General features: G+C 71.2%; 10 protein-coding genes. 1 reads left to right on the top strand and 9 read right to left on the bottom strand.

Going from position 1 to position 12,540, the window contains the following annotated elements; all coding sequences use genetic code 11:
- Position 1: 1 nt before the first annotated feature.
- The 6 genes from alr to pdhA all read right to left on the bottom strand — a co-directional run bounded on the left by alr (position 2) and on the right by pdhA (position 7,097).
- Positions 2–1,117 (bottom strand): alanine racemase, encoded by a 1,116-nt coding sequence (alr, locus tag ACX1D3_RS05065; RefSeq protein WP_458995899.1) that lies wholly within the window; start codon positions 1,115–1,117, stop codon positions 2–4.
- Positions 1,118–1,195: 78 nt separating this feature from the next.
- A complete protein-coding gene (locus tag ACX1D3_RS05060; RefSeq protein ID WP_458995898.1) occupies positions 1,196–2,608 on the bottom strand; it encodes an ANTAR domain-containing protein in 1,413 nt (470 codons plus the stop codon).
- A 144-nt stretch (positions 2,609–2,752) separates the two neighbouring features.
- A complete protein-coding gene (locus ACX1D3_RS05055) occupies positions 2,753–3,298 on the bottom strand; it encodes a hypothetical protein (protein ID WP_458995897.1) in 546 nt (181 codons plus the stop codon).
- A 162-nt stretch (positions 3,299–3,460) separates the two neighbouring features.
- Complete coding sequence (locus ACX1D3_RS05050) at positions 3,461–4,999, bottom strand: dihydrolipoamide acetyltransferase family protein (protein ID WP_458996484.1); 1,539 nt, start codon at positions 4,997–4,999, stop codon at positions 3,461–3,463.
- Positions 5,000–5,025: 26 nt separating this feature from the next.
- On the bottom strand, positions 5,026–6,003 hold the full coding sequence (locus ACX1D3_RS05045; RefSeq protein ID WP_458995896.1) for an alpha-ketoacid dehydrogenase subunit beta: 978 nt from the start codon (positions 6,001–6,003) through the stop codon (positions 5,026–5,028).
- Complete coding sequence (gene pdhA, locus ACX1D3_RS05040; protein ID WP_458995895.1) at positions 6,000–7,097, bottom strand: pyruvate dehydrogenase (acetyl-transferring) E1 component subunit alpha; 1,098 nt, start codon at positions 7,095–7,097, stop codon at positions 6,000–6,002. Before pdhA ends, ACX1D3_RS05045 begins: the two co-directional genes overlap by 4 nt.
- A 458-nt stretch (positions 7,098–7,555) precedes the next feature.
- On the opposite strand from pdhA, the gene ACX1D3_RS05035 reads away from it, so the two are divergent.
- The gene (locus tag ACX1D3_RS05035; RefSeq protein ID WP_458995894.1) at positions 7,556–9,679 is read left to right on the top strand and encodes a bifunctional metallophosphatase/5'-nucleotidase; all 2,124 of its coding nucleotides are present in this window, start codon (positions 7,556–7,558) and stop codon (positions 9,677–9,679) included.
- Between the two features lie 257 nt (positions 9,680–9,936).
- Here ACX1D3_RS05035 and argF read toward each other — a convergent pair whose 3' ends face one another.
- The 3 genes from argF to ACX1D3_RS05020 form a co-directional block, all read right to left on the bottom strand.
- A complete protein-coding gene (argF, locus tag ACX1D3_RS05030; protein WP_458995893.1) occupies positions 9,937–10,932 on the bottom strand; it encodes an ornithine carbamoyltransferase in 996 nt (331 codons plus the stop codon).
- Between the two features lie 74 nt (positions 10,933–11,006).
- Positions 11,007–12,011, bottom strand: coding sequence for an NAD-dependent epimerase/dehydratase family protein (locus tag ACX1D3_RS05025; RefSeq protein ID WP_458995892.1), 1,005 nt, complete (start codon positions 12,009–12,011; stop codon positions 11,007–11,009).
- Between the two features lie 32 nt (positions 12,012–12,043).
- Entirely contained in the window at positions 12,044–12,502 is a 459-nt protein-coding gene (locus ACX1D3_RS05020; protein ID WP_458995891.1) for a low molecular weight protein-tyrosine-phosphatase, read from the bottom strand.
- Positions 12,503–12,540: the final 38 nt, after the last annotated feature.

Genomic DNA, 12,540 nt, shown 5'->3' with positions numbered 1-12,540 from the left:
CTCAGTAGGTGCGGGGCACGCGGGCGGTGATGAGGCAGGTCACCTCGTAGGTGATCGTGCCCATCAGGCCGGCGATCTCCTCCACACCGATGCGGTCCTCGCCGCTGGTGCCCAGGAGGACCACCTCGTCGCCCACCGCCACCTCCGGGGTGTCCGGGCCCAGGTCCAGCATGGTCTGGTCCATGCACACGCGCCCGACGATCGAGTAGGACCGCCCGGCGATGAGCATCCGCCCCCGCGACGACAGCAGCCGCGAGTAGCCGTCGCCGTAGCCGACGGCGACGGTGGCCACCCAGGTGTCGCGGGGGGCCGTCCAGGTGCGCCCGTAGCCCACCGTCTCGCCCTCCCGGATGCGCTTGAGGAAGCTCACCCGCGACGTCCAGCGGCCCACGTCGCGCAGCGGCCGGGTGTGGGGGGTGGCGGCGTCGGGGTAGGAGCCGTAGACCATGATCCCGGGGCGGACCATGGTGGTGCGGCCCAGGTCGTGGCCGAGGACCGCGCCGGAGTTGGCGGCGTGGACCAGCGCGACGGGGCCCACCACCTGCTCGACCCGCGCCACCGTCGCCTCGAAGAGGGCCAGCTGGGACCGCGTGAAGTCCTCCCCCGCCACCACGTCGCTGACGGGGAGGTGCGTGAACACCCCGCCCACCCGCAGGTGCCCGGCAGCCGCCAACCTCTCCGCCAGCGCCACCGCGTCCGCGGGATCGGCGCCCACGCGGCGCATGCCGGTGTCGATCTTGAGGTGCACATCGACGGTGACCCCCGCCGCCGCGGCGGCCGCCTCTGCCTCGTCGACCGCTGCCGCGTCCCCCACCGACAGCGTGACCCCCGCCGCGACCGCCTCGGGCAGGTCGTCTACGAGCGTGGGCGTGAACTTGAGGATGGGCAGCGAGACGCCGGCGGCACGCAGGGTCTGCGCCTCGGCCGTCAGCGCCACCCCGAGCCACTCGGCCGAGCCCCGCTCCTGGATGGACTGCGCCACCCTGACCAGGCCGTGTCCGTAGGCGTCGGCCTTCACTGCCGCCAGGACCTGACGCCCGCCGGCAAGCTCGCGGGCGACGGCCAGGTTGGCGTGCAGCGCGTCGAGGTCGACGTGGAACGTGGTGGGCGAGGGCATGGAGACCAGTGTGGACTCTTCAGTGGCGTCGTCGCACGTTCCGTCCCCGCCCGTCCATGCAGGCAGGGCCGGGGGGCGCTAGAGCGTCTCCGGGTCCGCCCCCGTCTCGATGACGAGCTCCGCCACCGCACGCAGCTTCACGTTGCGCTGCTGACTGGCGCTCTTGAGGCGCTCGAAGGCGTCCCCAGGCGTCAGCCGGTGCCGCTCCACGAGGATCCCGACGGCCTGCCCGATCAGGCGGTGACTCTCGATGGCGCGGGCCATGTGCTCCTGCCGGTCCGCGCTGCGCTGGGCGTGCAGGAGCCGGTCGACCGCCAGCGCGAAGGCCTGTGCCAGGAGGTCCGCCACGATCATCTCGTCCGGGCCGATCTGGCGCCGCCGGGGGAACTGGACCCACGCCCTGCACTCGGCGAGGCTCGCCTGCGGCACGAGCAGGATGCCCGGGCGCAGGCTGATGCTGTCGGCGCTGGGCCGCCCGCCCAGCCCCGCGAGCACCTCCGGCGGAAGCTCGTCGGAGGTCACCGTCGTGCCGCCGTGGAACAGCACGGGGCCGTCGTGGTCGATCTCGATGGTGCAGGTGCCGCCGAAGAGGAGCTCGAAGCCGTGGACGGCCAGGCCGAGGAGCGTCGCGATGTCGTCCTCGCCGGCGAAATCGGCGCTGACCAGCGCGGCGGCGGCGCGCCGGGTCTGCGCCTCCATCTGCCGCGTGATGTCGCGGAAGGTCCGGATGGTGGCGGTGAGCCCGGTGTCGGGATCCCGGACCTTGGCGTCTGCCACCGACACCCACACCGGCCGGCGCTCGCAGTCGTAGTACAACGCCTCCCCCACGCCGGTGGCGCCGGCGCGGGCATCCGCGTGCCGTTGGGCGATCGCGGCCAGCTGGTCGGCGTTCTCCACCTGGGTGGGCCACCAGGGGTACGGGGGTGAGAACGGTCCGTCGCTCATCGTGTATCCGAAGAGCCGCTCGAAGGCCGGGTTCATCTCCATGACCGTGCCGGCGGCGTCGAAGATGAGGACGCCGTCGTGCAGGGCGGACAGGAGGGCACGGCGCCACGCGGCGTCGAGCGAGTGATGCCGGGCGCGTGCCAGGGCCGCACCCAGGCGGATGCGCAGCCCCGCCAGGTCGAACGCGGCAGCGCCGTCGCCGTAGTCCTCGAGCAGCACCACGGGGGTGTCGGCCAGTGCCGACTCCGCGCGCAGGGCGCGCATGAACTCCTCCCCGGATGACGGGGAGGCGAGATCGGCCAGCACGAGCTCCGGCGGGTCGGAGCGGAGCATGTCGGCGGCCTCGTCGACGGCGGCCACCGTCCGCACGTCGTAGCCCTCGGAGAGAGCGTCGCCGAGGAACGCGGCCCGCTCGGAGTCGGGTTCGACCAGGGCCAGCGATGGCCTCCGGGCCGGGTCCGGCTGCTGCTCGGCAGGCCTCGTGCCCGCGGCGAACATGGGCGTGGCGGCGGAGGCCCGCCCCGCGCCACTGAGATGGATGGTCATGCACTCGGCCTTTGCGACGGTGACGACAGAATTTGTTCGTCACGCCGCACATTAGCGCGCCGGAGGAAGGCGGATCCCCCAATCACGGTGACCTGGGCCTCTGCCACGCATCACCCGCGACGGGTCATATGGGGCGCCGGCCCCTCAGCCTCCCGGTAAGCCACGGTCAGCGGCCCGGTCCCAGTCGGCCAGGAGCCACACGCTGGCCTCCGCGGCCCGGCGGAGCTGCGCGAAGGTGAGCTGATCCTCGCCGGGGAGCTCGCGCGCCACGCGCTGCACGGCGCCGCCGAGATCCTCCCAGCCGCTCTCCGGCTCAGGGGGCGCACCCAGCAGGTGCGGGCCGGGCTGCTGCCCGGTGGCGTCGACGAGGATCTCCTCGAGGAGGCCCGCCTCGATCACGAAGTCGAGTGAGTCGCGGTGCACGCACTCCAGGATGGTCACCGACGTGGACACAGCCACGTGGAACCGGGGCGCCCGACCCGCATCCGGCCATCCATCGAGGCCGAGCGAGGCACACAGCCGATCGGCCGCCATCGAGGCGGCCAACAACCGGCGGAAGACGTCGAAGGCCGCGTCCCGCTGCGGCGGACCACCCATGCGCACCTCATGGAGCTCCCGGAGCAACCGCCGGTGGACGACGGCGAAGGCCTCGGGGCCGTGGGTGGCGGGCAGGTGGATCGGGTTTCTCATGCTCCTGGGCCTTGGCCGGGGCGGCCGCCCGAGGACCGGGCTCGGGGGCGACCGCTACGTGGAGGGGAGGACGGTGGGTGCGGCGTCTCCTCGTGGTGGGTGGGTACCTGCCTTGTACCCACAACCCGTCGGCCGAAACATCTACCCCGCCTTCCCGGCGGCTCAGAAGAGCAGCGCCAGCGCCGGCTCCTGGAGGATGGAGGCCACGTCGTGCAGGAACCGCGACCCCTGCTCACCGTCGACGATCCGGTGGTCGAACGCCACCGCCAGCGTGGTCACCCACCGCGGCACCACCCTCTCCTCCGCGCCGGAGCCCACCACCCACGGGCGGCGCTCGATGGAGCCCATGCAGAAGATGGCGGACTCGTCGCCGTTGATGATGGGGGTGCCCGCGTCGATGCCGAAGACGCCGACGTTGGTGATGGTGAACGTGCCGTTCGAGTAGTCGCCGGGCTGGAGCTTCCCGTCCCGCGACACCTGCACCAGCTGATTGACCGCCTGGCACAGCTGCAGCAGGCTGAGGTCCTGGGCCGCCTTGATGTTGGGCACCATGAGGCCGCGGGGGGTGGCGGCCGCGATGCCGAGGTTCACGTTGCCGTAGTAGACGATCTCCTGCCGCTCCTCGTCCCACGACGAGTTGAGCTCGGGGTTGCGCGCCAGCGCCAGACAGATGGCCTTGGCGTAGATGAGCAGGGGCGAGACGCGCAGCCCGGTGAACTCCCGGCGCGACTTGAGGGTCTCGACGAAGTCCATCGTGGCGCTGACGTCCACGGTGATCCACTCGGTCACGTGCACGTGCGTGCGGACGGAGCGGACCATGTTCTCGGCGGTCACCTTGCGGACGCCCTTGATCGGCACGCGCCGGTCCGCACGGCCCTGCTGGGGATTGAACCCGCCCAGACCCTCCGTCGGCCCTTGTCCGCCACCGAAGGCGGAGCCGCTGAACGACGTGCCGGCGTGCGGCTGCCCCGCGCTCCCGGACGGGGCCTCGCCGAAGCGCGGGCCGGACGCCTGGAACGCCGCGTGGTCGTTGAGGATGCGCCCCTGCCTGGGCTGGTCGTCGAGGTACCGGAACGCCGCGGCCGCCTCGACGTCGCGGCGGGTGATGGTGCCGTCGGGCCCCGTGCCCACCACCGTGCCGAGGTCCACGCCCAGGTCCGCGGCGTACTTGCGCACCGGCGGCTTGGCCCTCGCCGATCCGGGATCCGAGGCCAGCACCAGCTGAGACTCCGACGGCGCCCTGCCCGGGGTGGGCAGGGGATCGCCCTGCGCCTGCGCGTGGACGGCGCCCGCGGGGTGCACCTCGTCGGCGCGGCGCCCCGGCTCGTGCTGGCCGTAGGAGGCGTTCATGGCCTCGGCCGCGGACCCCTTGTCCGTGCCGTGGCCGCGACGTCGCCGCCTCGCGGGGCCGGAGTCCTGCGCGCCGTAGCCCACCAGGTTGGGTCCGGCCTCGCTGTCCGCGGGGGCCGGCGAGTCGGCCACGCCGTCGTCGATCTCGACGATGGGGCTGCCCACCTCCACCGTGGTGCCCTCCGCAACCAGCAGCGCCGTCACCGTGCCCGCGTAGGGCGAGGGCAGCTCCACCAGCGACTTGGCCGTCTCGATCTCGACCAGCACGTCGTTGACCTCGATCACGTCGCCCGCCGCGACCCTCCAGGCCACGATCTCCGCCTCGAGCAGGCCCTCGCCGGGATCCGGCAGCAGGAATTGATGCTTCATCGGGGCTCCTAGTACGCGAGGGATCGATCGACGGCGTCGAGGATCCGGTCCACACCGGGAAGGTACTCCTCCTCGACGCGGGCCGGCGGATACGGCATGTCATATCCCGCGACGCGCTGGACCGGGGCCTCCATCACGTAGAAGAGGTCCTCGTGCAGCTTGGCCGCGATCTCGGCGCCCAGGCCGAGGGTCTTCGGCGCCTCGTGGACGACGACGGCGCGCTTCGTGCGGCGCACCGAGGACTCGATGGTCACCCAGTCGACGGGGCTGAGCGTGCGCAGGTCCAGCACCTCCAGGGACGTGCCCTCCTCTGCGGCCAGGGCGGCCGCGTCCATGCAGGTCTTGACCATGGGCCCGTAGGCCAGCAGCGTGGCGTCCGTGCCGTGGCGCACCACCTGCGCCTGGTGCATCGGGGCAGGGCGCGCCGAGAAGTTGACCGTGCCCTTGACGTGGTAGCGGCGCTTCGGCTCGAAGAACACCACGGGATCCTCGGACTGGATGGCCTGCTGGATCATCCAGTAGGCGTCGTTGGCGTTGGAGCAGGTGACCACCTTGAGCCCGGGGGTGTGGGCGAAGTACGCCTCGGGGGATTCGGAGTGGTGCTCGATGGCGCCGATCCCGCCGCCGTAGGGGATGCGGATCACCATGGGCATCGTCGTGTGGCCGCCGGTGCGCATGTGCAGCTTCGCCACCTGGGTGACGATCTGGGAGAAGCCGGGGAACACGAAGCCGTCGAACTGGATCTCCACCACCGGGCGGTAGCCGCGCATGCACAGGCCCACCGCGGTGCCGATGATGCCGGACTCGGCCAGCGGCGAGTCCACCACCCGGTTCTCACCGAACTCGTCCTGCAGGCCCTCGGTGATCCGGAAGACGCCGCCGAGCTTGCCGATGTCCTCGCCGGCCAGCAGCACCTTCGGGTCCGCCTGCAGAGCCCGCCGCAGCCCCCGGTTGAGGGCCTTGGCCATGGTCAGGGTCTCGCTCATGCGTCCTCCCCGAAGCTCGCCGCGAACTCGGCGTACTCGCGTCGCTGCGCCTCGAGGGCGACGGTGGGCTCGGCGTAGACGGTCTCGAAGAGCCTGTCCATGGTGGTGTTCTCCATCAGGGGGATCGACGCGCGAGCATCGGCCCCCAACTCCTTGGCCTCGGCGTCGACGGCGGCGAACCACGCGTCGTCGACTGCCCCCTCGGCGCGGAGGTAGGCGGTGAGGCGGGCGATGGGGTCGCGGCCCCGCCATTCCTCCTCGTCGGAGCGCTCGCGGTACTTGGTGGGGTCGTCGGAGGTGGTGTGGGCGCCCATGCGGTAGGTGAACGCCTCGATGAACGCCGGGCCCTCGCCGGCCCGCGCCCGCGCCATGGCCCAGTCGGTGACCGCCTTGACGGCCAGCACGTCGTTGCCGTCAACCTGGATGCCGGGGAAGCCGAAGCCCTGCGCGCGCTGGAACAGCGGGATCCGCGACTGCAGCGCGATCGGCTCCGAGATGGCCCACTGGTTGTTCTGGCAGAAGAACACCACCGGCGCGTTGTAGGAGGCGGCGAACACGTAGGCCTCGTTGACGTCGCCCTGACTGGCCGCCCCGTCGCCGTGGTAGACGATGACGCCGGCGTTCTGATCGTCGTCGTGGTTGCCGACGGCGCCGTCGAGCTGGAGCCCCATGGCGTAGCCGGTGGCGTGCAGCGCCTGGCAGCCGATGACGATCTGGTAGTTCTTGAAGGAGTCGAGCTTCTCCCAGTAGCCCCCGTTGGTGCCGCGGAACAGGGACAGCATGTTGGTGAGCGGGACGCCGAGCACCATGGCGACGGCGTGCTCGCGGTACGAGGGGAACACGACGTCCGCGGGGCGCAGAGCGTGGGCCGATCCCACCTGCGCAGCCTCCTGGCCGATGAGCGGGGTCCAGAGCCCGAGCTCGCCGTGCCGCTGGAGGGCGGTGGCCTCCGCGTCGAAGCGGCGGGCGAGGATCATGTCGCGGAGGTAGCCGACCAGGTCCGCAGTGGTGCCGGTGAACCTGAACTCGTCGTGCTCGACGCGCCGCCCGTCGGGGGTCAGCAGCTGCACCATGTCCTGGCTTTGACCGCGCACGCGGCCTCCTTCCACTAACTTACGCATCCGTAGCTTACGCCAGCGTAGCTTAAGCCTTCGGCCTCTCCGGCATCCATCTTCGCGCCCAACCGGCCGCTCCGGGCCCCTCTCGCATACCTTCCACGCGGCCGCCGCGGACTTCGCATACCTTCGCCGGGACCGCCGCGGACTTCGCATACCTTGGCCGTCTTCGCATACCTCCGGCGCGGCCGCCGCGGACTTCGCATACCTTGGCCGTCTTCGCATACTCAATTGGGTGTGCAAAGACGGCGAAGGTATGCGAAGACGAGCCCACGGGCAGAGCGCCTGTGCGAGGTCGTCGGTGAAGCCTCGGTGACCGCAACGTAAACGACACGAGAACTGCTTGACCAGAGCGCCAGAACCCCCCAGAGTGGGCCAGGACCCATTTGTTTCGCGATGGCCCATTCAGTGCCGACCGCCTCACGCAACGGAGAGACATGTTCATCCTGACCAGGAAGGTCGCGGCCACCGCCGCCGCGACGGCCCTCGTGGCGAGCGGCCTGGTGGCCACCGCCGTCGCCCCCCAGGCTCACGCCGCCCTCGGCGAGTGTGTCGCGGCCAACGCCACCGAGACCGTGACCGTCTTCGCGTTCAATGACTTCCACGGCCGGGTCGTCGACGACTCGAAGCCGCTCAGCGACGCCACCGCCTACCTCGCCGGGCGCCTCTTCACCCCCGTCGAGCAGGCGCGCGTGGCCCAGGGCGACGACAACGTGGCCTTGATCTCCTCGGGCGACAACATCGGCGCCTCGACGTTCGTGTCGATGATCGCCGACGACACCCCCACCCTGGACATCCTCAACGAGGCGGGCGTCGAGGCGTCCACCGTCGGCAACCACGAGTTCGACAAGGGCTGGAACGACCTCGCCGGGCGCGTCGTGCCGGAGGCGCAGGGCTTCGACTACCTGGGCGCCAACGTCTACGACAGGGGCACCACCACGGTGGCCGCCCCGCTCGAGGAGTACGCCATCCTGGAGAAGGCCGGCCTGAGGATCGCCGTCGTGGGCGTGGTCACCAGCGACCTCCCCTCCCTGGTCTCCCCCGCCGGCATCGCCGACCTGACCATCGGCAACCCCGTCGAGGCCATCAACCGGGTCACCGACGAGCTGCTGGACGGCGACGCGGCCAACGGCGAGGCCGACGTGGTGCTCGCCTCGCTGCACGAGGGCGCCGCGCTGTCGTCGCAGACCGCCGAGGCCAACGCCGCCGCCAGCGCCGCGTTCGACGAGATCTACCGCGACATCGATCCCCGGGTGGAGGCCATCTTCAACGCCCACACCCACCAGCGCTACACGTTCAGCACCGCCGACGGCCGCCCGATCATCCAGGCCGGCTCATACGCCTCGCACCTCGGCAGGCTGGACCTCGTGGTGGACACCACCGCCAAGGGCGTGTGCTCGGCGGCCTCCTCCACCGTCGCAGCCGCCGCCACCTCCGACGAGTCGCTGCCCGCCATCAAGGCCGTCAACGACATCGCCCGCGCCGCCTACGACGTCGCGATGGTCGAGGGCGCGCAGGTGGTGGGCGAGTCCTCCGCCGCGATCTCCACCCCCGGCACCGGCAACGCCGACACGCGCAACACCGAATCGCCGATGTCCAACCTGGTGGCAGAGATGTTCCACGAGGTGCTCGGCGGCGGAGACGACGAGTTCATCGGCCTCCAGAACCCGGGCGGCACCCGCGACTCCTTCAACGCCGGCGACGTGACGCTCCGCGAGGCCGCGCTCACCCTGCCGTTCGCCAACTCGCTGTTCACCACCCAGGTCACCGGGGCCCAGTTCACCAAGGTCCTCGAGCAGCAGTGGCAGCGGAACCTGGCCGGGGTGGTCCCCTCGCGGGCGTTCCTCCAGCTCGGCCTGTCGAAGAACGTCACCTACACCTACGACGAGTCGCTCCCCGAGGGCTCGCGGATCACGTCGGTGAGCATGAACGGCGCCCCGATCGACCCGGCGAAGCTGTACACCGTCGGCGGCGGCTCGTTCCTGATCAGCGGCGGCGACAACTTCCACGAGCTCGCCAAGGGCGTGAACACCCGCGACACGGGTCGCGCCGACCTTGAGGCGTGGACCACCTGGATCGGTGAGCAGGGCCTGCTGTCCCCGGACTACTCCAAGCGCGGGGTGTCCGCCAAGCTCGCCGCCGGCGCCCTCGTCGAGGGTGGCGCGGCGCTGACCTACAGCTTCGGGGCGCCGCTGACCGGCGGCGTGGCGCCGCAGACGCTCGACATGTACCTGCTTGAGGGCGAGAAGGTCTCGCCTCCGCTGGCGAACACGACTATCGCCGCCTTCCTCGGCGACGTGCAGGTGGGCTCCGGCACCGTGACCGACGGCGCGGGGACCGCCAGCGTGCGGCTGCCCAAGGGCACCGCCGTGCCGGCCGGCGCGCAGACGCTCCGCTTCGAGGTGTCGGCGTCGGGCACGGAGATCTTCGTGCCGGTCGACGTCGAACTGGTCGACGATGGCACTGAAGGTGGCACTGACGGAGGGACCGACGGCGGAACTGACGGCGGCAAGCCGACGCCTCCCCCGGTTCGGCCGGGCTTGCCGTCCACTGGCAACTGACAGCCCACACGACGGGGGGCCGGGTGTCTCACCCGGCCCCCCGTCGTCGTTGAGCCTGACACGGCTGTCGGTGGCGGCGGTTGAGCCTGACACCGCTCTCGCTGGCGGCGGTTGAGCCGGAAACCCAGGTCAACTCACGAATCACCAGATTTGAACGCTCCAAGCGCGTTGAGGGCCGTTTCAGGCTCAACGCACCCCACCAGAAGCCGTGTCAGGCTCAACGCGACGGCGGGGGTCAGCCGACGGTTGGGCGGGCGTCAGCCGGCGAGGGTGGCCACCAGTACGGCCTTGATGGTGTGCATCCGGTTCTCGGCCTGGTCGAAGACGACGCTGGCCTCCGACTCGAACACCTCGTCGGTCACCTCGACCCCCTCGATCCCGAACTCCTCCTTCAGCCCGCGACCCACGGACGTGTGCAGGTCGTGGAAGGCCGGCAGGCAGTGCAGGAACTTCACGTCGGAGTTGCCGGTGGCGCGCATCAGCTCGGCGTTGACCTGGTACGGCCGCAGCAGCTCGATCCGCTCGGCCCACACCTCCTTCGGCTCGCCCAGCGACACCCACACGTCGGTGTAGACGAAGTCCACCCCCGCGACACCGGCGGCCACGTCGTCGGTCACCGTGATCCGCGCCCCCGTCGTCCGGGCCAGGCGGCGCGCCTCGGCCACAACGGAGTCGGAGTTCTGCTGCGACACGGGTGCCACCATCCGCACGTCCATGCCCATGAGCGCGCCGCTGATCAGCAGTGAGTTGCCCACGTTGTTGCGCGCGTCGCCGAGGAAGGCGAACGAGATCTCCTCCAGCGGCTTGCCGCAGTGCTCGATCATCGTGAGCTGGTCGGCGAGCATCTGGGTGGGGTGCCAGTCGTCGGTGAGCCCGTTGTAGACGGGCACCCCCGCGTGGGCTGCGAGCGTCTCGACGACGTCCTGGCCGGAGCCGCGGTACTCGATGCCGTCGTACCAGCGGCCGAGGACGCGGGCCGTGTCGGCCGCCGACTCCTTGTGCCCGATCTGGGAACCCGATGGGTCGAGGTACGTCGTCATCCCGCCCTGCTCCGCCACCGCGACCTCGAACGCGCAACGGGTGCGCGTGGAGGTCTTCTCGAACAGCAGGGCCACCTTCCTCCCGACGAGGCGGCGCTCCTCGCGGCCCTCGCGGCGCTGCAGCTTGAGCTCGGCGGCCAGGTCGAGAAGCCCTCGCCACTCGTCGGGGGTGAAGTCCAGTTCCTTGAGGAAGCTGCGGCCCTGCAGGCTCATCGTCGGCGCCTTTCGCTCGCGATCGGGAGGAGCACACAGGGTACCGCGAGGCCGCCGCGGCCCGGCCGCCCGGGTCAGACGGCGCGCGCGTGCGCGACGAGCCGGTCGAAGCCCGCGGCCAGCTCCGGATCGACCACCTGCCGGTCGGGGTGGGCGTCGTACCAGGCGATCTGCTCGGCCACCGCCTCGTCGTAGGTGATCGTCGGGTTGAACTCCGGCACCAGCGCGCGCAGCTTCGAGCAGTCGAACACCATGGAGTGCGCCTTGTCGCCGATCAACCCGTCGCCCACCTCGGGCAGGGCCCGGGCGATGGTCTCCGACGCCACGTGCACCAGCTCGGGCGCCGCGACACCCGCGGCCCGCGCCAGCCACGTGTAGATCTGGTCCCAGGTGGGCGCGTGCGTGCCCATGATCTGGAAGCTGTCCCCCACGGCCGCCGGATTGCCGAGCAGGCCGACGAAGCCGACGGCGAAGTCGTCGGAGTGCGTCAGGGTCCACTGGGTGGTGCCGTCGCCGTGGACGACCACCGGCTTGCCGGCGCGGAACCGGGCCACGTCGGTCCAGCCGCCGGTGGTGGGGATCAGCGTCCTGTCGTAGGTGTGGGACGGGCGCACGATGGTGGCCGGGAAGCCGTGGTCGCGGTACTCGGCCACCAGCAGGTCCTCGCAGGCGATCTTGTTGCGCGAGTACTCCCAGAACGGGTTGCGCAGCGGCGTCGACTCGGTCACCGGCATCCTCGACGGCGGCGTCTGATAGGCCGACGCCGACGAGATGAACACGTACTGTCCGGTGCGACCGGCGAAGCGGGCGACGTCGCGGGCCACGTGGTCCGGGGTGAACGCGAAGAACTGGGCCACGGCGTCGAACTCACGCTCACCCAGCGCGGCGTCGACGGCGGCGTCATCGTGCACGTCCGCGACCAGCGTCTCCACCTCTGCCGGGAGCGACCGGACGCCGGAGCGGCCGCGGTTGAGAACAGTGACGCGGTGCCCGAGCCGCACGGCCCGGGTCACGCTGGCGTGGCTGATGATGCCGCTTCCGCCGATGAACAGAAGGTCCTGGGGGTTCCGGGTTGTCATGCCCGCATCCTGCCACCTGACCCGGCGGCGCGTCAGCGCCGCGACACCGCCAGGAGCACGCCGTCGACGGCGGCCTCGATGTCGGCCAGCGTCCGTTCGAAGCCCTCCTCCGTGCCGTACCAGGGGTCGATGAGCGCCTCCCCTGTGGGCTTGTCCGGGTTGAAGTCGTTGATCAGCGCGATGTTGGTGGCCCCGGGCGCGATCCGCAGCAACCGGTCCACGTGCAGCTGCTCGGCGGCGATCACCAGGTCTGCCGTCTTGATCTGGGCGGCTCCGATCTTGCGGGCGGTGTGCCCGGAGGCGTCGTACCCGGCCCGCTCCAGGGTCCGGGCGGCGCGGGGGTCGATGGGGTTGCCCACCTCCTCGCTGGAGACGCCGTAGCTCTCGATCCTGATGTCGAGACCCTGCTGGTCAGCGCGGCGGCGGGCCACCCGCTCGGCCATCGGGGAGCGGCAGATGTTGCCCCAGCAGACGAAGAGAACCGTGGTCATGGCGGACACCATACCCACGCGAGTCGGGAACGCCGAGC

The organism is Tessaracoccus yangjingae, from assembly GCF_054483935.1.
The sequence above is the reverse complement of the archived record's forward strand: the minus strand, read 5'-3'. Positions and strand labels throughout refer to the sequence as shown.

Excerpts from the sequence above, each read along its gene's own strand:
- ACX1D3_RS05060 (WP_458995898.1), bottom strand. The coding sequence starts at position 2,608 with ATGACCATCCATCTCAGTGGCGCGGGGCGGGCCTCCGCCGCCACGCCC.
- ACX1D3_RS05020 (WP_458995891.1), bottom strand. The coding sequence starts at position 12,502 with ATGACCACGGTTCTCTTCGTCTGCTGGGGCAACATCTGCCGCTCCCCG.
- ACX1D3_RS05035 (WP_458995894.1), top strand. The coding sequence starts at position 7,556 with ATGTTCATCCTGACCAGGAAGGTCGCGGCCACCGCCGCCGCGACGGCC.
- ACX1D3_RS05025 (WP_458995892.1), bottom strand. The coding sequence starts at position 12,011 with ATGACAACCCGGAACCCCCAGGACCTTCTGTTCATCGGCGGAAGCGGC.
- ACX1D3_RS05045 (WP_458995896.1), bottom strand. The coding sequence starts at position 6,003 with ATGAGCGAGACCCTGACCATGGCCAAGGCCCTCAACCGGGGGCTGCGG.
- alr (WP_458995899.1), bottom strand. The coding sequence starts at position 1,117 with ATGCCCTCGCCCACCACGTTCCACGTCGACCTCGACGCGCTGCACGCC.
- ACX1D3_RS05055 (WP_458995897.1), bottom strand. The coding sequence starts at position 3,298 with ATGAGAAACCCGATCCACCTGCCCGCCACCCACGGCCCCGAGGCCTTC.
- argF (WP_458995893.1), bottom strand. The coding sequence starts at position 10,932 with ATGAGCCTGCAGGGCCGCAGCTTCCTCAAGGAACTGGACTTCACCCCC.